The organism is Deltaproteobacteria bacterium, assembly GCA_020845775.1.
Classification (GTDB): domain Bacteria; phylum Bdellovibrionota_C; class UBA2361; order SZUA-149; family JADLFC01; genus JADLFC01.
In genome coordinates this window covers 16,134-36,692 of the sequence record JADLFC010000051.1, presented here as the reverse complement: position 1 = coordinate 36,692, position 20,559 = coordinate 16,134, and the positions used below count along the sequence as shown (strand labels likewise).

The following is a 20,559-nucleotide window of genomic DNA, read 5'->3' as shown; positions in this document are numbered from 1 at the left end:
ATACCTCGTTCTTAAGGTTCTTTCATTCTTGTTAACTGCGTTAACCAGCTCTGAACGGCATCCGCAGAAACCGACTTCTCGAATGTATCGACGAGTTTATCGGCCTGCCAATACAAAGTCAGTGAAAACAATAAAAGAACAATAGGCATCCTTACACTGACTAACGCCGATGTCCGGGCTAAGGATCGAAAATACCGATTTGCTAGAAAAAAAGACAAATCTACTATCAACGCAATTATTAATAGTGGGATAATGATAGTTAAACCTAGATAAGATGCTCCGCTTGCTGCTGCAACAATTACATTCTTTACTATATAAGAGCTACTCATTAGCGCGTCGAGCTCAATAGCCGGGCTAACAAATAAAATAGATTCCGCCATAAACGAGAACAACGCTGAAAGGCCACTTGAAGATTCAACAAAAGTAGTCGTGACGAAAAAAAGCAAAAAAGCCGAAAGTAAGCCGCGACCGGCGCTAAATATTTTAGTACCCCAAAAATCATCATCTTCTTCCAAGCCACATACTCGAAAATCAATCATCTCTGAGATCCACAAACCAGCAAGATTAGCGCCATAGCCAACGACGCCAATAAACACCGCCATCACAACACCCACACTAATTTCAAAAACGATACTCGAAAGAGTAGGTGCTAGTTGCGACTGAAGCAACCGCTGTATCGACAGCAAATCACAGGTCTCCACGGCTTTTCCAATGCCGAAAAAAAAAAGCATCGACACAGCCAACGCTACTGCTACAATTCTCGGCAAAATCCGCGTAGGCAGCAGACTGAGAGCCAGAGTAAACGTCGCTACACGAACAAATAGTGCGAAAAAATGCTGTGAAAAAACGCAAGTTGCATCCATTACTTCAATAATAATAATCAGTGCCGCCCCAGACTCTTTGAGAAAACTCTGCAACGTGAGAAATAAGGTGCCCACTGTAGAGGTAGAGAGCTCCGGCCACTAAAAATAATTTCAAACTAAAACTAATAACGTCATCGTTAATTTGAGTAGCAGCCTGCAAAACTCCTGCAACAATGGCTGCGACTAGCGCCACAATTACAAGAGGAATACTTAGCTCCACTGCTAAACCAAGCGCATTGACCAAAACTTCCCAGCTCATCTCAATACCCCAACTCGCCTAAGCATACGTTTGCACCAAGTTAGTAGTAATCAATATCCATCCATCGACCATTACAAATAGCAATAGTTTAAAAGGAAACGAAACTATGAGAGGATTAATCTGAGAAAGTCCTACGGCAACGAGAACATTAGCAAGCAACAAATCGATGACCAAGAAAGGCAAGAACACAGACAATCCAGTCTGGAACGCCTCTTTGAGCTGCGACACTACGAATGCCGGCGCTAAAACTTGCCAGCTACTGCGCAAACTGGCTATTTGCTTATCGGTGATGTCAGATTCCGGATGGCCACCAGCGGCCTCAAGATTTCGGGCAAGTAAGCTAAATTTTTCAACCTCCTCTGCGCGTGAATGCTTTTGCAGAAACTCCTTCCAACGAGATAAGCCCGCTTCAAATCTATTAGCAGCTTGTAAAGAGCCCTTGACGGCGCTATTTTCTCCCGGCGAAACTCCATGCACTTTCCCAATAGAACCAACAATTGTTGGCATCATGACAAAGAAAGTTAAAACTAGAGCAAGACCACTGGTCACAAAAGCCGATGGAAGCCCGCCAACGCCAAAGCCCACCCGAACTATCCCAAGTACCGTTACAATCTTAATATATGCGCTAAAAACAAGCGCAAAAAAACAAAGAACTAGCAGCCCTACTAGGGATAGTTCCAAACTACCAATAACTGACAAGAATTGTGCAAATGAAATTTCTGCATTCATTCCAACTGCATGACGCATTATGTCTATTTGGGCAAGACATTTAAAGCAAATCTTGAATTCACTTCGACAATGGTAGCCTCAGCCACTTTCTCGCCCCCAATGATTAATGAGGCAGTTGGGCTCAATACCTCTTCGGTAAGAATATAGACCCTAGGGCTTGAATGCTCGAGTAGAGTTCTCTCATCTAAAGACGCACCTGCAATTTCAATCTGTATATGCGTATTTCCAGATGGAATATTGGATTGGCGAATATCAAAATCCACTATTTGCACGGCAAATTTGCCCTTAAACTGGCAGAGACGCCCGCTTGCCCACTTCCTTCCATCTAAACGCAGAGTAACGGCGTCAGACACTGGCACCTCCAAATCTATTAGAGTACCTGCCTTGAGATAATCTATTAACATTGCCGGCGGAACTGCAATTTCGGCAAGCTGAAAACTAACGTGTCGCTCCTTCTTAGCATCCATCCGAGAAACTTGTGTCTTTTGGGACTGAACCACGTAATCGCGCCAACATCTGTCGAGAAGTGAAAGCAATCGCGGTCCGAGACCTACACAAACCACACATTTAGTATTCGCCAACTTAAAAAACAACCTCACCACCCCAACCACTTCCACAGACCGTTCATTCTGTTGCGGAATGAACACGGCGTTTAAAGGCGCGGAGCCACTCCAACTTTTGCACAAGGTCGAAATAAATCTTCGCTCTAAATACTCAATAATAATATCCGCTCCGGCATCCGTATACTGCTTTGAAACCATATCGAGTAGGCACTTTTCCGTGGCCGCATCAAGCCCAATTACAGCTGCTTCGCCATCAACCTCTATCGGCATCACTCTTTCTAAATCTTCCGGAAACTCTAGAACAGTTTGTACCTCGAAATTATCGACCTTGACATCTAAAACATGGAATAGCGATAGCCAATCATCAGCAAACGAGCCGAAGAACTTGCTCAAATCGGCTCTCAAAAACCCAACGCACAAACGAACTTCCTCGCTGTCCGGCTCAGTCAAAGCTTGAGCTGGCTGCCATACTGCAAGTTTAGCCTCGCCACTATCTGATATCTTGCCATGCGCTCGCATATTATTAATAACGCTTCATTATTATTTCCACTATTTCACAGTGCCTCTTGCCCTCGCACTGTTTACTTCATCTAAAAGAGTCTCCTCGCGAGCCTCTTCTGCCAAATACTCCGATTGCCTCCTATTGCTAATTAGCTTTTCAACCTTGCCCTTCTCTACCCTAGCCTGAACCAAATCTTCGTGAGCCATGGCAAGATGCTCCTGCGCTCTTCGATATTCCTCTTGACGTTCAGCCAACAATCCCTCAATCCCAGACACCTGCTGCACGAGTCGCTTAACATAGTGCGTAACCGAAGCGACCATATTCACATTCCCCACACGAAGCGCATCGAATCGAGCTGAACCTCGTAATTCGTTAAGTTGCGCAAGCAAGCGACTCTTTTTTTTCCCAAGCTCTTCGCATTTCTGTCTTCTCGCCTCCAACACAGACTCAACTTTCCTCAGATTGCGCGTAGCATCTTCAACCGCCACCTCTCTAGCCCTAAGCAAAGTTTCGAGTTTGTCCGCGCCATGCATATGCCAAAAACAACCTCGTTAATAACGACACTCCTCACTCCCGTTCCAAATGCGCCAGCGCCTCGCGCAATAAGCTTCCCAACAATGACATCCTAAGCTCCGGTTGCAAGACAGCCAAATCAGCCGCAGCCCGGGATAGAGCAGCGGATCGCTCCTTATCACAAAGCAAGAAGTCGCTCGCATCTCGTCCATCGAGAAGAACTCCCAATGCCACTACAGCACGCTCTCTTACCGACAAAGCCCTAAATCTGCCGAGATCCGACATAACAAAACGATCCTTTTGCTCTATTAACGCGCTCTTGGCCCTTCGCCACCTTGTAACCTTGGCGGCCTCTCAGAATTATTAAGCGGCGAATCTATCAATAAATCCTGTGACCGAACGTCGTATCCCATACCCGCCGTGTTGTAATCTTTCTTTCGTCCATGCCCAAACAATCGACCAAGGTAAAGGCCAACTACCCCAGCAGACAGCATCGCGACAACGCCCACCATTGCCAGACGATTTTGAGCATCCTTTTTTTGCGAACTAGGCACCTGAAACGCAAATGGCGACAAAGTTACCAACGGCACAAGTCTGCCGCTACCTCCGCCTCCGACATCTCCTTCGCTGTAAGCAACGATGGAGTCACCGGACGGCAAAACGACTCGCGAAAGAGAAAGAAGTACATTTTCGCTCCGCAACCCCACTACGCTGTTTGTAACTATTCGCTTTACATCCTCAACCAGAAACGGCAATTTGTCAGACTGAGATGCATAGCGAATTACTACCGAAGCGCCTACGTCCGTTGATTCTCCGAAATCTACGAGTGTTTTCTTATTAATGGAGCGGATAGCCACTCTAACATCCAAAACTCCCGGCAAGGCCCTAAGTAAATGTTCGACTTGCGCACTCTGCGCTAACGACAAACGCATCGCCGCCATGTCCTGAGTGCTCGGGATAAACCCTGTTTGCTTGGTCAATATCTCGAGACTAGGTGTCGAATCCCTAGGCAATCCATATTCATGCAAAACCTCTGCTGCGCGCACATAATCGCGCGCAGCAACGACAATACTGTACTTAGTAGTTCCCTGCGCTGACTCCGGAATGTGTTCGGCAGCAATGCCAGCTCTGTTTAAGGCTACCAGAATCTCTAGTGACTCACTTTGACCAAGACCGCGCACCAGTGCTTGCGTCTGACAGGCACAAAGGCCCAGCAACAACACACAAAAAACACAAACAACTATCCTTTTCGCCACAAAAGCCATCATACCTTCTTAGCAGCAGCATCTGCAAAGGTCACCAAACAGACAAGCACCTCGTAGTCCCCAAACCGCAGCCAATCGCCATGCTCTAGCGTTACGGCGTCTGAATATTCGTAAAACCTGCCCTCGTTTCGACGACGAACAAAAGTCCCACCCTCGCTAAGTAAATCCTGAACCCTTAATCCATCTGATACGCTCGCCCTAACGACGCAATGAGGTGTAGAAATTGTCTCGTCCTCTATCACCAAATCCACGTCCTTAAGCTTCTCAGCAGAAACAAAAAATCGACCAGTTCGAATCTCAGTAGCACTTCCTCTACCCTGCTCATCGTAGCGCACAAACCAACCAAACAGTCCACCCTCCTCTAATTCTCGCGGTTTGGCAGTAGCTTCTACGCTCTTAGCTGAACTCTTAGGGGCCTCCTTATTACTCTTGACATTTGGCTGAACAGATACATCGCCTTGCGTCCTCATAGGTTGCTCCAGATTTTCCTTCTTTCTCTCCAATCCCGGCTCTTCCCTTGCTGCTACGTGTAGCGTTCCTGCACTGGTTGCGGTGGTCACGTCCTGAACCTTCTTTTTCTTTCGCCTACGTGCCTTTTTTCTAAGCGACAACTCACCCTTAGCGAGCGTTGAGGCAGAAAGCCCAGACTGAGTCTCAGCGGTTTTCGGCGCTACATCCACTGAGGTGCGCTTGCCCTCGGCGACGCTTTGCGACTGAGGAACAGCACTTGCCTCAGCTGTCGAAGGCTTTGCCTCCACCTGTAAGCCAGGAGACGATGTAGCAGTTCCAGCGGATCCCGCTGACATATTACTCGGAGAAATTTTTGCACCCTCCCCTTTCTCCTTTGTCCCGCTCAATTCGAGTGGACTCTTCCACTGCGATGTCTCCTTTGAGACGCTAGCTAATGGCGATTTTTTTGCGGCCAAATCTAGCGGTCGCAACCTAAACGCCTCAGTTGGCTTGTCAGCGGGCTTTTCGCTACTCGCTAGATTCATGGACGAAGCGGACTTAACCCGGTCGACGATAGCCTTAGCATCGTCAGACGACAAAGACATCGTCCGTTGCCTAACACGGCTAGAAGACCTATTGGGCTGTTCCTCAACACTGCCTTCGGCAGACTCAGCCTCCTTGCTAAGAAGCTCGCCACACATCCTACACCTACTAGCAGACGCTGGCACCAAGCTCCGACACCCGGAACAACGCGTAAACGTTAACTCAGTGTCATTTATACTCATAAAACCATACCTCCGAAAAATTAGCTCGATTTCAATATCAATTATTTATATTAACCGACTTCCACCCACGAACCAAATCAACAATTCAGCAACCACTAGCGCTAATACAACCACGGCTAACCACAAAAAAACCTGGCCAAGCCTTCCAATGCCACCTTGTGCGCTAGCATTCTCTTCCAACATTCCATCAGTCATATCGACCGCGCTAGAACTATCGCCAGAAAACAAAACCTCTCCGGCCCTCTTTTGCCTCGCCTCCAGACCAGAAATATTAGCGTCTCGAACGCTCTGGGCTCGTTGCACTAAATCCTCAAATGCACCTCGCGCCCTCTGTAAAGTCGGTTCGTCGCCGCTTTCTCCGCCAGACACCTGCCCCATAATCGCCCTATCGTCTTCCACTTCAATAGAATCGGAACCATCGCCCCCGCGCCGCCCTGCAACACCACTTACCGCGGTCCACGGCAGGCCCGCAGATTGTAATTGGCTCGCTCCACTAACTTTCGCCTCATCCGCCTCAGAAAAACACAGCGATATTTCCACGCCCATTCCTAAGTCGAGAACCGAAGTTTCCGAGGTTGATAATTCGACGGGTTTACCAGCAGGCAACTCCTGACCATTTAGCGACGTACCGTTACTGCTAAGATCAGTCACCGATAGAACTCCAGTATCGCTGTAATTAATCTCGGCATGATTGCGAGACACATGCGCCGCCTCTATCCATATATCACTACAAGGGTCTCTTCCAAGGGTCACTCGCAAGCCAGGTAAAAGCACTAGCCGACGAGGCTGAACTGCCTCATAGGAAGAAACTAGGCATGGGTAGAGGTGCGCCTCCTCCTTAAGCTGCCGCCCACTAGCCTTAGCTTGGCTTACCGCCGCTAGATCGTCTTGATCCTTAATTACTTGGAGAACAAACTCGGAACCAATAGTAACCAGACTATCTCGCTTGAGCGATTGTCGACCATTGACGCGCCGACCCTCTACGAAGCTGCCATTTTTACTACCAAGATCCTCTATCCAAAAGCCGCCGCGTTCAAAACCAATGCGAGCCTGCTCACTAGAAACATCCGCAGCATCCAGCCTTAATCCACACTTCCTAGATCGTCCAATAATCAGCGGTTCATCCTCCGGGAAAGACACCATAACAGAAGCCGCCCCTAATATGCTAACGGCCGGAAAAACCGGGCTCTCATGCGAAAGTGCCTGGCGCAAAATGCGAACCCCCGCTCTATCCGGAGACTCGTTACTTTGCAGCTGCAAGTCGACATCTAGTGCCGTGATATGCAGCGATACCTCCGTTAACTCCAGTTCCACATCGCCCGAATAAACACCTTCTGCAAAGGGCAGTGGACCGCTGTTGTTAGAAGATGATTTAATGATTGGCTGACAACGAAATTGCCGTCCCAAACCGCGAGTCAGCTTCAGATCACATCTATTAGCCGCAAACCCCTCGATCACAACGTGTGCATAATCACTCGCACCAATGACTACATGCTGTCGCCTTACTAGCAACACCTCTGGTTGGCTTATTCCATCATTAAATTTTATTTCAAGTGCAAACATAAAAAGCGTTTACTCTACTCGCCATTTGACAGCATACGTGCTGCGTCGCCCTTCCTAGTTACCCAGTGTAGCTCCTCGTATAAACTTCGCACATCTTCATCTCTTTCCTTATCGTAGGCGCGAGAAATCCCCCTAAGAACCGTGAGGTCGTTTCTCCCCTTAAGTGCACGAATAGCGCCAATCCGAACTTGCTTGCTATCGTGACGCAACAGAGGCAAAAGATCTTCATGAGAAGAAATTTCTCCCAAACGCTCGAGCGCAATTACAATTAAGGATTCAATATCGGCTCCCACTAGTAAATTCAGCAAAGAACTGTCTTGAGCAAAGGGCATCAGAACATCAAAGGCATAGTTAATCTGATCGTCCTGGGCTATTTTACTGCTACCCAAAATTCCAACAGCTTTTACCAATCGCGTGCGATATTCCCAATAGCTTTTCTTAATCCACTTAATTAACCCACGAGCCGGTTCAGTGTTTAGAGTCCGCGACGACAACGCATCAAAGGCCGCAAGCGCAATGTTTTCTTTACTAGAGATGGCGCAAATAGCTAACAATACTGGCTCAGAATCTAAAGACATCCATCGCGCCAAAGACACCAAGTCCTCTTCTTGTAGCTCGCCTCTTGCACCGCGTATTAAGGTCTTTCGCACCTGCGCCGGAAGGAACTGCCGATCCGTCTCCACCAGTGTGCGCAAAAATATGGCCTGAAACGGTGGGATGATATTGCGCTTTAGCGCTTCCTCGGCCACTTTAAAAAGCAAGTTACTATCTCGCTCTGAAAGCTTTACCAAAATCCACGCCAAATCTCGCGGGGCAAGTTCTGACAATAAAGCCGTTACCTCGCCCTCAAATTGCTGCGCCAAAAGCGAGTTTCCCAATATGAGCGCACCAATGTGTAAAACCATGAGGTTCTCTTCATCTACCTCATCCGACATAAACTGCCTCAGAGATGGAGCAAAACGCCCACTCTTATCATCGAGCGCAAGTGCGGCAGCAAGCTGCAAACCAACAAGTCTGTCAAAACTAAACGCTTTGCTTAGGGCAAAGCGGCGCTTCTCTACTGGCAATACCGGATCGCAAGCCTCAAACAAGGAGTCGTAATATGGCAATTTAGTCGAATCGCTACCAGACCTCTCTTGCCCCTGAAACCATCGAAGCACTACGTCGGAACTCAATGGAAGTCCTGCCTTCTCGATTCTCGTCAACACCAATAGCTGCGCCGAGGGCCGCAATGTGGCGATATCAGAAGCTTTCATAGCTGCAACCAAGGCTGCAAAACTAAGCGGATCTGAGCTATCAGAAATTTTTTGCAGAGTTGCTTGGCCGTCTTCGACTGGCGTATCCCCATCAGCTACTTGGGCTAAATGTGCTTTTAACTCCGCTGCCAACGGCTCCACATACGCAGCCGACAGCAAGGCACCGGTAGATACTTCGACATCGGGATTATCATCAGAGAGGAATCGCACTACTTGAGCCACGCCAAAGACTGCTATCGCAATGACAGCGGCCCCTATCAGTGGCCGTATTCCTTTACTCGCTAAAGTCGAAAATATTACTGATGGTTTTCGCTCCTGTTTTCCGGGCTCTGTATTATGTCTTGACTGCGCTTGCAAATCCCGCCTAGCAGTAGACTGAGTAGCGGGGCGAATCATAATTGTCTTGCTAGAGGATAGCTTACTATCGGCGTAGGACTGCGATGTTCCCAGATCTACACCGCCCCTATGGAGATGATGTTTTAGCGCCTGCAACAACTGAGACGCATCTCCGAAGCGCTCGTAGGGCCTAGCACTTACGCATTTTTTTACTATATCGTCAATCCATGGGGGTATATTCTGCTTAATTTTCGATGGAGCCTGAGCTGCTCCCCAAACGTCAACGGCCGTCATGAGTTCTTTCACGTCGTCTACGGCGTATCGACCTGTAAACAATCGATAGGCATATACCCCGAGTGCATATACATCCGTGCTCGCAACGATACCAACACCACTGCGATGTTCAGGCGATAAATAATAGAGCGTTTTCGGCGGCGGCAGCATTGTAGTTCCATCTGCTGCAACCTCACATCCGCCTATTAGAGAAACTGTTAGGACTTTTCCATCGGGCGCCAAGATAAAACTGTCTTCCCCAATATCCTTTAACACAATGCCGGCTTTATGCAGCTTCGCTACTATACTTACAATATCTAGGAACACTTTCAGCTGTTGCTCGACTGTAAGTTTTACCTCTAAACAAGGCGTCCCTTCGACAAATTCAGTCGCCAAATAAGCTTTGCGCGAAGCATCTACGCCATAATTGCGAAACTTTGGACAAGGTAGTTCAAGTGTTCTTAGGCGCTCTAATCGGTTAACGTATAGCGGCACGGCATTGTTTGTACTCGCAAGACCGTAGCGCAAAAGCCATAAGAGGACTGTCGAGTTATCGCTCCTATCGAGCGCCTTAAATCCATCCGATGTTCTGGCAGTATAGAGGTGCTCGATGATTTGAAATCGCTCGTCTACGCGCTCAGCAATAGCATAAGCATTAGCCGGCTTCGCAACGGAACCGGCTTTTTCGTTAATATGACCTTCCAAATCATCCCTCATAAAGAACATTACATAATATTCAACAAAAAACTCTAGGAGAGATTTAAAACTCCAACTATTTCTGGAGCAGTAACTCCGTCTAGCTCTTCATAAGCTAACGTGCTCAACCATTCGCGCCCCCCCAGCGTCTTATGGCCAAAAAATTCATCGGCCATAGATCTAATATCGGCAGAACACAAGAGAACAATAGGAGCGATACCCCTCTCCAAAACCGGCTTAAACAAAGCACTCGCTGCCCCATACATCCCTGCCGCCACATTAGGATTTAGCGGAGGAACTGCGCGGCGCTTTTCCCAAGAAGGAATAATAGCGCGAAATTCCTCTTCAACTTCATCAGATAATACAAATGCTCTAAATTTGCCAGTTCTTGACGTAATATCTGCAACAATACCGCGACTTAACACTTGGCGCAAAAAAGAGTGGAGCATCGAAAGCCAAGTCTGTCTTTCTTCGTCAGCCGAAGACAGAGACGAAAACTCAACTATTCCCTCGAGGATGAGTTTTAAGTCTCGTATATTTACTCGCTCCCGAACCAAGCGGCGCAGGCAGTCTGTAAACTCAGCCATCGATATGACTTCCTTATCAAAAACCTCTGTATAAAGTGCCTTCGCGTCGCCCTTAACTACTTCCAAAAGATCTAGCACTTCTCCCAAACCAAATAACTCTTCAATATTACCACAAGCGGCCGCTAGCACCTCTAGCGCGAGGTACTCGTAAGGCTCTAGAAGCTCCACGCCAATTCTCTCTAACGCGCTAATCCCAACTGCCCGCCGATCTATCCAACAAGCCGAACATTGCGTAACCGGGTGACGAACGGAATTCACAATTGGAATACCAAGGGCCGCTAAGGTCGAAGGACTCACTCTGACAAATAAAAAATCTCCATGAATCTCTCCAGAGGCACAAGGAGTTTCTCGAACTAGAACTACATATCCGCCCTTAGTTAATTGCTCACCACACATAAGTTGAATGTCCGGCAGGACAAAACCTCGTTGTAAAAACACATTTCGTCGCATCCTAGCGACAAACGATTGAAACTTTTTTAGGTTCTGATTAGCAGAACTTTCGAAATATCTGGTTAACACCTCAGCATCTACTTCCAGCCTAAGAGCCTTAACAGTCTCGTGACTAGGTCCTAGCGCCAGCATTACTCCCTGCTCTAAAGAATGACCAGAAGATATTGCTGCCGGCAAATACTCATGCTCGACCGCTCGCAAGACTCGGAGTTGGAGCTGCTGAGGCGCTAGATGCATCCCCGCTGGAAGCGCAGCCTGAGCTGAGCTTAGCAGTGCCTTACGGGAATCGCGTTTGAACCACAGAAACATCAGAGCCAACCCCACAACCGACATCGGGATTGCCGGGAGACCGGGGACGACGCTAAGCAATAAAAGCATAATCCCTGAGATTGCAAGCACACGCGGTTCCGCTAATACTTGTTCAATAATGTCATCACTAACGGAAGAGGTTCGACGCCCTGAAACCCTAGTTACCACTATGCCAGCGCATACAGAAATTAGCAGCGACGGTATTATATTAACCAATCCATCGCCTATTGTGAGAACCCCGAATGTATTTACTGCGGCAAAAAAATCCATGCCGCGCCACAGTCCAATGCTGACACCGCCTATGCAATTGATGAAGGCAATTAGGAAACCTGCCAAAGCATCTCCCTGAACAAACTTCATCGCACCGTCCATGGAGCCGTAAAACTGCGATTCACTTGCCAATTCGCTACGCCTTATATCCGCTTCCTGCCTGCTCAAGTTTCCCGCCCGTAGTTCAGCGTCGATGGCCAATTGTTTCCCCGGCAGCGCATCCAAGGCAAAGCGCGCAGCAACTTCTGCCACCCGTGCCGCTCCTTTAGCGATCACCACAAAATTGACAATGGCGATAATGCCAAAAATAATCGCTCCTACTATAAAGTCTCGCTGAACCACTAAACTGCCAAAAGCCTCGATAACCTGACCAGCGGCCCCCAGCCCCTCATCTCCTCGGACGAGAATTAAGCGGGTGGTAGATACGTTTAAACTTAAGCGGAACAAGGTAGTAAGCAGCAGTAGCGATGGAAAGGAGTAAAGCTCGCGAGCTTCGAGTATAAAAAGCCCAAGTAGCAAAAGAACAATAGCAACGACAAAATTGAGTATTAACAGCAGGTCGAGTAATTGCCTAGGCAAGGGGACCAACAAGAGGACTACAAACGCAAGGATTAACGTACCTATCGCCACCCCGCTTAAGCCGACACTTCTAAAAACTGTGACTATAAATTCCCAGAAGTGTTTAATGAAGAACATGGCAATCACTCCATGCCGACGTTAGCTAAATGCCGACATGATTTTAACTGCGATACCCGCAAAGAGTAAGGAAAAAAAGCCCGTAAATACCACAGCTAGCGGTCCAGTTGCTTTAACTGGGAGTGCCGAAATGCGCCCTTCAACTTGAATCTGCCGCTGCGTCATCACTGCATCGGCCAGTTCCTGAAGTTGCTTAGAAAGCTCACCACCGTGCCTAGCGCACTGAGCAAGAAACATAAAGGCATGTTTGACCTCGTTCATTCCATGTGCGGAACCAACTTCCTCTAGAGCCTCCGACAATCCCAATCCGGAGCGAATTAGCTTTTCCACATGGATAAACATCTCAGTAACTGGATTATGCGAATTGCGCTCGTAAGCCATCTCCACAATTTGAGCAATACATGGACCGACATCTAATGCACTGCTAACTCCAATAGCTACTTGCTCGATAACTAATGGAAGGTAATACATAGTATCCTCCTCGCGCGCACGAATCTTTCGCTCTAGCCACGACATCGGTAGGGCATAGCCAACAAAGGCTCCCATGATTATTCCAAGCACAACTAATACGGGAATTTTTAGCCATGCCCACGCACCATACGCCATAACAATTGACATAATCACCGGAAGCACTACTTGAGACTGAATAAACCGCTGACGCACGCGATCTCCGTAAAAGCCAGCCCTAAACAATTTAGTATTTAGATCTCCTTCCTTCTTTTTTGCCGTAGCGGCTCCAGTTATCTTCTTTATGTCCTCAATATCTATTTGAATCTTATTGCCGTGCTTGTCTCTTCGCCCAGCTGAACTCATGAGTTCCCGAACTTCCGTTCGACTCTTGCCAGCGCGCCCACCAAAAATGACAAACGCTATAGCACTAAGCCCCGCAACAGCTATAATGACAGCAATTAAGATGGCCAGATTAACTACGCTCATCTAGACGAATTCCTTCCTACACCTTTATATTGGTTACCCTGCGCGACCAATAAAACCCGATAATAATCGTAACGAATCCAAATTGAAACATCGATTTGCCCAGTGGGTGAGTCAATGCGGGCAAGACAAGCCCAGGCTGGAAATAAGTGATATAGAGCATAAGCCCAGTCATGATACACGCAATAGCCCAAAGAGACCCTCTCTCCATGCCAACTGCAGCGATAGCCTGCTCTCTAAATTGTTGGCGTTTGCGAACTTGTTTGGCTAGGCGCTCGAGCGTAGTCGATAGCGTACCGCCGACGCGCTTGCTCAACAACAAACTCTGAACAAAGAGCTCCAATTCCGGATGTGCAATATCCTCTCCAAAAGCATTAATAGCCTGCTCTTCTGTAAGTCCCAATCTAAGTCGCTCAATTAAAAGTGCCACCTCGGCCCTTACTAGAGAGTCTTCATCAAGCCCTTTAGACGCAGCTTCTAAACCAGTAATCGTGCTCATGCCGGTCTTAAGCAGACTTACATACTGAAGCAGCAAAACTGGATAATCCACATCAAAAGCTTTAAAACGCTTCATCATAGAGCGCTCCAGCAGCCACGACAGAAAAGTTGGCCCCAGTGCTAGCGCCAATAACTGAACCATTCTGCCCGAAATGAACCACGTAGGCACAAACAAACCTAGGGCCAAACACACTTGAATAGCTCTAAATTGCACCGGCGTAAGCTTCCACTTCCCATAATGAAGCCGCCTCGCCAAGTCCATTCTAGTAATTTTTGAGGCCGACGAGCTGCGCTCTCCTTTTATCTCGCTTTCTGCCGCCGCAGCCAGAGCCAGGTTCCTACCTTTCTTCTCTCTATTCGACATGCCCGTAGAACCCTGAGCAGCTCTTTCCCTCTGCGCGGCCACCATCGCCCGCAATGAATCGCTAACTGCTAACTGTTCGCGAAAACCAGTTTTGTTACCACTACCAACAGTAACAACGATGACAGCAATAGCTATCACCACCACCAACAAGACGAGAAAAATCAAAACTGTGCTTAATTCCATCGGTAAAACTTTAGCGACGAGCTACAACTTCAGCGGATCCCGAAGTATTAGAGAAGCCCAAAAATTCGGGGGCTTCTCCGAGAACGATACCATTTCTCTCCAAAACATCTTCGTAGTTACTAGACCACGATTCCACGCGCCACCTGGGATTATCTCCTTGTTCGACTAATTTAAACATAGGCCGAACCTGAATATTCCCTTCCACAAAATGGCCGACTTCAATAACCTCTGCCATGCGAACTCTTCCCGAAACCCTTTCGCGACACTGCCAGATTACCACATCAACTGCTAGAGCGATCTGCTGTCGCAATATGTCAGTACTTACGCCGCGCTGAGCCCGCCCCAATAAACTCTCCAAACGCGTTAGCGTCTCGCGCGCATTTCGTGCATGAATAGTCGACATCCCGCAGTGCCCGGTTTGGGCGCTTTCCAAAAAAGCCTCCGCGGCTTCGGGAGTGCGCATTTCGCCGAGAATTACCCTGGACGGACACATTCTCAACGTCGTCTTAATGTGCTCCTGCAAAGTCACCTCGCCTACACCTTCGGTATTTGCCGGTCGCGACACCAAACTGCGATAATAGGGATGTTGGTAGTTTAGCTCAGGAGTATCCTCTACGCCAACAATAGACTCATCGGATCGAAACTGCGTACCTAAACATCGCATTAGAGTAGTCTTACCCGTTCCAGTCTCTCCGGACACCATAAACGTATGTTCGCATGTTCGAACCAGTGCGGCCAAATAATTTACTATTAGCGGTGGGGCCACCTGATAAGCAACGAGACTCTCGAGAGTTGGTTCAGAAACTCTTGGAATGCGGATAGTCATGAGGGGTCCACGCGAACCACAAACGCTATCGTGAATTACGCATATTCGCTTTCCATCCGAGAAAGAACAGTCCACAGTATGCTGCTGCGTCGAGACACTTCGCCCCAAGCGCAGGAGAATCCTATCTATAAAGGACGCATATGCTTCCTTGCTCGGCCAATGAATGGGAGTAGATTCGCTCACCTTACCGCGTTGTAGAACAACGGTTTGGTAATCATAACAATGAATATCTGTAACTTCGGGATTATTAATCAGAGATTGCAGCACCCCCCACCCCAAAAGATCTCTCTTAAGGTGGACTATTATTTCAGCGCGATTTACGTCACTTATAACATGCCCATGTTTTCTACAAACTAAATCAATTGCACTAGCTATTGCTTCTTCGTGAATTTCGCGTTCATCCTTGGCTTCGTTGCCGTCCATCCCAGAAACCAATTCCCGACGCGCTTCTCTCAAGATGGAGTTTGCAATAGGTGAAAGCGATGCCTTCCCCACATCTCTGGTTGCCTGCGCACGATTGCGAGCACGCGTCGGCTCACTGCTATCAACTTCGGCCTCGACCTCGGCTGCACCACTCCGCGTTGAGAACAGACCTATGAGATTCTCTCTTTCGTCTTTCATCTAAAAACTCCTACAAACCTCTATATAAACGCTCGAGAAACAGGCGCCTGTTTAGAGGAGCCAACGCCACATTATTACTCCTCAGTATCCAAAGACCACCTACCGCGTCGCAAAACATACTTATCCTGCCTGCCAGTTTTAGGGTTCATGCGATACAAGACCCCTTCAGCGGGCTCCACTTCTGGCGCGTCTTCCTGGTCACTAATAATATTTCCGGGCTTAATGATAACCGGCCTGTCACTAGGCTCATCATCTGGGCCACCCCTAGAACTTCTAAGCGACAAACTAAGCGTTCCCATAGTACGCGCAAGCTCTATGCGCTTAGAATCCTTTTCGGTAACCATGAGAGTTACAGTTGTTCCCTGAGCTGAAACCGGCTGCTTGTTGCCTTGATCGCTTGCAGTCATTCCAGCAACTGATAAGACTTGAGTAAAAGATACGAGAGTTACAACAGCTTTCTCGCCCGACTTCTTATCCGTATAAGTCAACAAAATGTCGACCCGAGTACCTGGACGCGCCCATCCTTCTACGCCAGAACGCGCATCTACAGTTATCGTTACAGCCCTATACCCAGGCGGAATATTGTCTATGAACGACCCACCTGCCGACTCGGTAACATCTTCTAGCATTATAGGAAAATTCGCATTAACCATATTTTTAGCAAATTTGCCCATAACATTGGCTTTGTCTCTAGCGAGGATCGCACCTGCTGGAACCCTATCTGGACTATACGACTGGTCGACGAACAGATGCGGCATGAGCTGGGTTCCCTGCTCTATTCTCACATTTGCAACCAGCACATCGACATTTTGCGAAAGAGGAACTGCTGCCTGTACTGCCGCCGGATCGTTTACTAAAACGTCCTGTGTTCCAGAATTGTTATTAGCAACAACTACGATTAAGATTAGAAGCACTGCTATAACGGCAATTAAAGCGCCAATCAGATACCTAACCTTAGTGGCATATACTTGAGCGGGGCTCGCTCCAAAGCGTGCAGCCATATAAAAACTCCCTTTTCGCTAAGACGAGACTGAATCCGCAAAAGCAATAGCAAATCTAGTCTTGCTTTATAAAACTAACGCACTAAACAATGAACACAACACTACTTCCCCAGCGCAAGCTGGCGGGCTTTCTTTTAAGTTAGCCAAAAAATTACTGCAAAGCGCCACGCTACAACAGCGTATAAAATCACAGCACAAACTTCAAATGAGCAAATTGCTTTTTATAGCTAAAATGGCTATGCCATAACTAGCTATAAAAAGACAACTTGCCAAAGCCTTACAGTCTTTATTGGTTAGCTTGATCTATACTACTTCCAATGCTCGAGAACGCCTGGCAAGCCTGCTCTCCCAAGAAAGTAATTGCAACTATACACACTACAGCTATAAGAGCAGCCAATAGAGCATACTCCAACATAGTTGCCCCCTTTTCCTCCTCCTGTCCAACGACCTCTAACTCATTAATATTTTTCTCTTCCATTTCTCATCTACCCTTACGTTTACGTTACACTAATCAGCATGCCTTACAGCTACGCACAACTCTAAAACATCACATACCCGCAGCTCTAAGTCACGCCTATTTTTATCAAAAAGCCAGCACCCCCTAGGTGCCAATAACACATAACGGCAAGTTTCTTAGCAAAGGTAACAACAACTACCAAGAAACAACATGCCATAGTTACCAACAATGCAGTTACATATGACCTACACACCTGCCCATACACACGTCTTGCACGAAACATGCCAGCGTTTTTCGTGCAAAAAATCACCTGTGTTACTACTAAGAAACCAAATTATGCTCATCCTCCTCAGCTCGGTGGCCGGACAAGGCCCCTACATTGCCTCCACTTTCTGGTTTCATTAGAAATCTCTCCCACCAGGAGTTACTGCGCCTCCTACCAGCGGCTCCTTTTTCACCTTCCGGCCCAACCTGGGAAGGCATGATAATATTTAACTGCAAAGCAATCTCTTCAAGCGCGCTTCTGGTGGCCTTTTGTCCCATACTATAGAGTGTTCTACCGCTGCCAGGCCAAAGCGAGGCTTTTGGGTCTACTGGCACCGGTGGCAGTCGCCAAGGTCTCTCTCCCAAGCGGTGCACTGGTTCAAGCTCCGCTTCTATCTGCGGCACGGCAAGTAAGGAGCCGCTATAGCCATTGACGACAAAACTAACTCTCTCTCCCCCGCCGATTACGAGCATTTTTACGTAGCTAAGAAAGAGATCTAAAGCCGTGAGGCCTAGGACGGTGTCGTCGATAACGATTAACACCTCATCAGCTACTCGCATTAAGGCACCAGTAGCCGGACCGATCCTTCCAGCAAGATCTATGAGAATCACGTCGTGCATAACTCGGGATAAATCCAGTATTCTTTGCGCAATTAGCATTGCATCGGTATGACATACCAGATCCATGGCCTCAGCCATTCCATCTGGGGGCATGAGAACCGATACGTCCTGGCTGACTGGTATAAGAGCATCGCTCAGGCTTTCTCTGGAAATATCGCGCGAACCATTTACCCAGCTACTAACCACCTTAGCTTCTGCACCACCTACTGTTAGAGATCTACATAAATCCCTTGTCTCGACGTCTAAATCCCAAAGCATTGTCCTTCGCCTATAGACGCTACAAACCTCAGCTAAGGCCGCACAAATACTAGTCGCCCCAGTGCCACCTTTTGCGTGAGTGACGCAAATTACACGTCCCTCTCGAGCCCGACCCTCGCGGCGAAACTCGTTGTAAACAGCTACTAATTCCTGCAACAAATCTAAAGGAGAAGAGCTATCAGGAAGAACCTTTCTAACTCCCACGGCATGAGCAAGTCGAAATGCCCCTCCCGAATAGGCCTCGTCAGTGACGTACATAATTACGTGTAGCCATGGCATGAGACCGAGTATGCTCCTCGCAAGGGCACTTATCCCATCTCCTAAACCGGAACACAAAATTACTACATCAGCTTCACGTATATTTGCTTCGTAATCTCGATCCAAAACGAGCTTAACCTGCAAATCGAGCATCTCTATATCACTTCTACTAAAAGACTCTATGCGCTTTGCGCATACAGCATGCCCCTCAGCAGATCTATCAATTATTAAAATTCTCATTAAAAACCGTTAATACGCTACCAACGCAAAATGCAACTCACTCGATACTTCTTATTACGACACAATTACTAAAGCACTTAAGTAAGTATATATCTTTGGCATTCTAAGTTTTTCCAAAAACCCTCACCAATAATCCAGTTGATATAAGGCTGGGCTTAAATATCATCTCTCAAATGTTGCCACGATTTATAATTATAATCTAGTCATAAAAGAATAACATTAACTAAGATAAGATTAAGCGATACAGCGAGTTGTTCCAAAACTTTATCACCATTCGCAAGAAACACTGACTACAGCCGCGACCCGTTAACCAACGCAAAAATGCCAAAAACACAATAAAACTCAACTACTTAATTCCTCTATAACTAGGAACAGCAGTGCGAGGCGCTTGGCCAAAAAGCTCCGGTTCATAATAGCGAAGCCCCAAAATGCCTAATCCAAAACCCAAAAGCACCACAAATAGCCAGTAAATAGCCGTTTTTATTATGCTTTCCTTCTCGGAATAGAGGCGAGACGATAACTCCTTAACTCTATCTGCTGACAGGTGAGAGCTTCCTATGTTTACACTCAGAGCGGCTTTTTCTCGTGGAAACTCATACGTCGCTGGGCTATTGCGATTGATGGCATCGGCAGAAGTCGACTTAGAAACGCGATTCAAATCCACTCGCTTTTCTGAAGAGGGCCTATCCTCTCTACCGCGCCGCCGCAAAGTCTTATTATGCGAAGCCACAACTCCATCGCGCCCTTCTGAAAGCGGCAGAGTGATCGGCTCCATAGGCGAAGATTGCTTAGGCTGAAGATCTAATAACTTCACATCGTCCGGAAGAAGGGCCTGCAAATCCAGAAACATATCATGAGCTGTTTGATAGCGATCTCCCGGATCGCGCGCCATAGCTTTGCTGATTATACTATCAAGCTTAAGTGGACAGTCTTTTCTGAGTTTGCGCGCCGATGGCACATCAGATCTTAGCCTTAGCGTCATAGTCTCAATGACGCTCTCTCCCCTAAACGGCGTTTCTCCAGTAAGTATCTCGTAACCGATAACACCGATTGCATATAGATCAGAGCGCGCATCGACCTCTCCACTTTCCAAATATTCCGGACTGACGTAATCGATAGTTCCAACAACTCCCCCGTGTTCGGTAAGCTTTGGCCCCGTGCCGCAACGCGCAATGCCAAAATCGGTAATCTTAACATCGCCCTGCGCAGTTATGAGAATATTTTCCGGCTTTAAGTCTCTATGAACGATCCCAGCCTGATGGATGGCTTCAACGCCAGAACACATCTGCGACAATATGCGAATCACTTCGTCAATAGGCAGTTGCTTTTCAGAGGCTATGCGATCGGCTAAATCTCCGCCTCCAATGTACTCCATAGTGAAAGCTACTAAATCGCCATCTCTAAAGTATTCATAGGCTCGAACCACATTGGGATGACTAACGCCATAGGACGCCACAATCTCATTGCGAAAGCGCTGCGCAGCAACTGAATCGCGCGCCACCTCCGAAAAAAGAACTTTCATGGCCACTAAGTGGCCAGCAAGTTCGCGATGGCGACAGGCATAGACCATCCCCATGCTCCCAGTTCCGAGGCATTTCACAACCTCGTATCGCCCGTTGACGATACTACCTGGCTGCAAATTAAGAAAATAATCGTCGCTCATCAGTTAA

The 20,559-nt window shown here is 47.6% G+C and carries 19 protein-coding genes; all 19 read right to left on the bottom strand.

What is annotated here, in order from left to right; translation table 11 throughout:
- Window positions 1-11 precede the first annotated feature (11 nt).
- A complete protein-coding gene (locus IT291_03615; protein MCC6220312.1) occupies window positions 12-737 on the bottom strand; it encodes a hypothetical protein in 726 nt (241 codons plus the stop codon).
- 130 nt (window positions 738-867) lie between these two features.
- The gene (locus tag IT291_03610; GenBank protein ID MCC6220311.1) at window positions 868-1,122 is read right to left on the bottom strand and encodes a flagellar biosynthetic protein FliQ; all 255 of its coding nucleotides are present in this window, start codon (window positions 1,120-1,122) and stop codon (window positions 868-870) included.
- An 18-nt stretch (window positions 1,123-1,140) separates the two neighbouring features.
- On the bottom strand, window positions 1,141-1,851 hold the full coding sequence (locus IT291_03605) for an EscR/YscR/HrcR family type III secretion system export apparatus protein (GenBank protein ID MCC6220310.1): 711 nt from the start codon (window positions 1,849-1,851) through the stop codon (window positions 1,141-1,143).
- A gap of 23 nt (window positions 1,852-1,874) precedes the next feature.
- The gene (locus tag IT291_03600) at window positions 1,875-2,933 is read right to left on the bottom strand and encodes a FliM/FliN family flagellar motor switch protein (GenBank protein ID MCC6220309.1); all 1,059 of its coding nucleotides are present in this window, start codon (window positions 2,931-2,933) and stop codon (window positions 1,875-1,877) included.
- A 30-nt stretch (window positions 2,934-2,963) separates the two neighbouring features.
- Window positions 2,964-3,449, bottom strand: a complete 486-nt coding sequence (locus IT291_03595) for a hypothetical protein (protein MCC6220308.1) — start codon at window positions 3,447-3,449, stop codon at window positions 2,964-2,966.
- Window positions 3,450-3,483: 34 nt separating this feature from the next.
- Entirely contained in the window at window positions 3,484-3,714 is a 231-nt protein-coding gene (locus tag IT291_03590) for a hypothetical protein (GenBank protein ID MCC6220307.1), read from the bottom strand.
- Between the two features lie 23 nt (window positions 3,715-3,737).
- A complete protein-coding gene (locus IT291_03585; GenBank protein MCC6220306.1) occupies window positions 3,738-4,685 on the bottom strand; it encodes a hypothetical protein in 948 nt (315 codons plus the stop codon).
- Window positions 4,686-4,693: 8 nt separating this feature from the next.
- Window positions 4,694-5,929 (bottom strand): FHA domain-containing protein, encoded by a 1,236-nt coding sequence (locus IT291_03580; GenBank protein ID MCC6220305.1) that lies wholly within the window; start codon window positions 5,927-5,929, stop codon window positions 4,694-4,696.
- A gap of 45 nt (window positions 5,930-5,974) precedes the next feature.
- Window positions 5,975-7,492, bottom strand: a complete 1,518-nt coding sequence (locus IT291_03575) for an FHA domain-containing protein (protein ID MCC6220304.1) — start codon at window positions 7,490-7,492, stop codon at window positions 5,975-5,977.
- A gap of 14 nt (window positions 7,493-7,506) precedes the next feature.
- Window positions 7,507-10,074: a hypothetical protein gene (locus tag IT291_03570; GenBank protein ID MCC6220303.1), complete on the bottom strand. Its 2,568-nt coding sequence runs from the start codon at window positions 10,072-10,074 to the stop codon at window positions 7,507-7,509.
- A 32-nt stretch (window positions 10,075-10,106) separates the two neighbouring features.
- Entirely contained in the window at window positions 10,107-12,365 is a 2,259-nt protein-coding gene (locus IT291_03565) for an FHIPEP family type III secretion protein (protein ID MCC6220302.1), read from the bottom strand.
- Between the two features lie 21 nt (window positions 12,366-12,386).
- Window positions 12,387-13,301, bottom strand: a complete 915-nt coding sequence (locus IT291_03560; GenBank protein MCC6220301.1) for a type II secretion system F family protein — start codon at window positions 13,299-13,301, stop codon at window positions 12,387-12,389.
- 16 nt (window positions 13,302-13,317) lie between these two features.
- Complete coding sequence (locus tag IT291_03555) at window positions 13,318-14,343, bottom strand: type II secretion system F family protein (GenBank protein MCC6220300.1); 1,026 nt, start codon at window positions 14,341-14,343, stop codon at window positions 13,318-13,320.
- A gap of 10 nt (window positions 14,344-14,353) precedes the next feature.
- Entirely contained in the window at window positions 14,354-15,790 is a 1,437-nt protein-coding gene (locus IT291_03550; GenBank protein MCC6220299.1) for a CpaF family protein, read from the bottom strand.
- Window positions 15,791-15,864: 74 nt separating this feature from the next.
- Window positions 15,865-16,791, bottom strand: a complete 927-nt coding sequence (gene cpaB / locus IT291_03545; protein ID MCC6220298.1) for a Flp pilus assembly protein CpaB — start codon at window positions 16,789-16,791, stop codon at window positions 15,865-15,867.
- A 286-nt stretch (window positions 16,792-17,077) separates the two neighbouring features.
- The gene (locus IT291_03540; GenBank protein ID MCC6220297.1) at window positions 17,078-17,269 is read right to left on the bottom strand and encodes a Flp family type IVb pilin; all 192 of its coding nucleotides are present in this window, start codon (window positions 17,267-17,269) and stop codon (window positions 17,078-17,080) included.
- 85 nt (window positions 17,270-17,354) lie between these two features.
- Window positions 17,355-17,531, bottom strand: coding sequence for a hypothetical protein (locus IT291_03535; protein MCC6220296.1), 177 nt, complete (start codon window positions 17,529-17,531; stop codon window positions 17,355-17,357).
- Between the two features lie 38 nt (window positions 17,532-17,569).
- Window positions 17,570-18,889, bottom strand: coding sequence for an AAA family ATPase (locus IT291_03530; GenBank protein ID MCC6220295.1), 1,320 nt, complete (start codon window positions 18,887-18,889; stop codon window positions 17,570-17,572).
- A gap of 346 nt (window positions 18,890-19,235) precedes the next feature.
- Window positions 19,236-20,552, bottom strand: coding sequence for a serine/threonine protein kinase (locus IT291_03525; GenBank protein ID MCC6220294.1), 1,317 nt, complete (start codon window positions 20,550-20,552; stop codon window positions 19,236-19,238).
- Window positions 20,553-20,559 lie beyond the last annotated feature (7 nt).

Coding starts and splice junctions, on each gene's coding strand:
- IT291_03555 (MCC6220300.1), bottom strand. CDS start 14,343: ATGGAATTAAGCACAGTTTTGATTTTTCTCGTCTTGTTGGTGGTGGTG.
- IT291_03580 (MCC6220305.1), bottom strand. CDS start 5,929: ATGAGTATAAATGACACTGAGTTAACGTTTACGCGTTGTTCCGGGTGT.
- IT291_03565 (MCC6220302.1), bottom strand. CDS start 12,365: ATGTTCTTCATTAAACACTTCTGGGAATTTATAGTCACAGTTTTTAGA.
- IT291_03530 (MCC6220295.1), bottom strand. CDS start 18,889: ATGAGAATTTTAATAATTGATAGATCTGCTGAGGGGCATGCTGTATGC.
- IT291_03560 (MCC6220301.1), bottom strand. CDS start 13,301: ATGAGCGTAGTTAATCTGGCCATCTTAATTGCTGTCATTATAGCTGTT.
- IT291_03610 (MCC6220311.1), bottom strand. CDS start 1,122: ATGAGCTGGGAAGTTTTGGTCAATGCGCTTGGTTTAGCAGTGGAGCTA.
- IT291_03550 (MCC6220299.1), bottom strand. CDS start 15,790: ATGAAAGACGAAAGAGAGAATCTCATAGGTCTGTTCTCAACGCGGAGT.
- IT291_03575 (MCC6220304.1), bottom strand. CDS start 7,492: ATGTTTGCACTTGAAATAAAATTTAATGATGGAATAAGCCAACCAGAG.
- IT291_03540 (MCC6220297.1), bottom strand. CDS start 17,269: ATGGAAGAGAAAAATATTAATGAGTTAGAGGTCGTTGGACAGGAGGAG.
- IT291_03600 (MCC6220309.1), bottom strand. CDS start 2,933: ATGCGAGCGCATGGCAAGATATCAGATAGTGGCGAGGCTAAACTTGCA.
- cpaB (MCC6220298.1), bottom strand. CDS start 16,791: ATGGCTGCACGCTTTGGAGCGAGCCCCGCTCAAGTATATGCCACTAAG.
- IT291_03595 (MCC6220308.1), bottom strand. CDS start 3,449: ATGCATGGCGCGGACAAACTCGAAACTTTGCTTAGGGCTAGAGAGGTG.
- IT291_03570 (MCC6220303.1), bottom strand. CDS start 10,074: ATGAGGGATGATTTGGAAGGTCATATTAACGAAAAAGCCGGTTCCGTT.
- IT291_03590 (MCC6220307.1), bottom strand. CDS start 3,714: ATGTCGGATCTCGGCAGATTTAGGGCTTTGTCGGTAAGAGAGCGTGCT.
- IT291_03525 (MCC6220294.1), bottom strand. CDS start 20,552: ATGAGCGACGATTATTTTCTTAATTTGCAGCCAGGTAGTATCGTCAAC.
- IT291_03605 (MCC6220310.1), bottom strand. CDS start 1,851: ATGAATGCAGAAATTTCATTTGCACAATTCTTGTCAGTTATTGGTAGT.
- IT291_03535 (MCC6220296.1), bottom strand. CDS start 17,531: ATGTTTCGTGCAAGACGTGTGTATGGGCAGGTGTGTAGGTCATATGTA.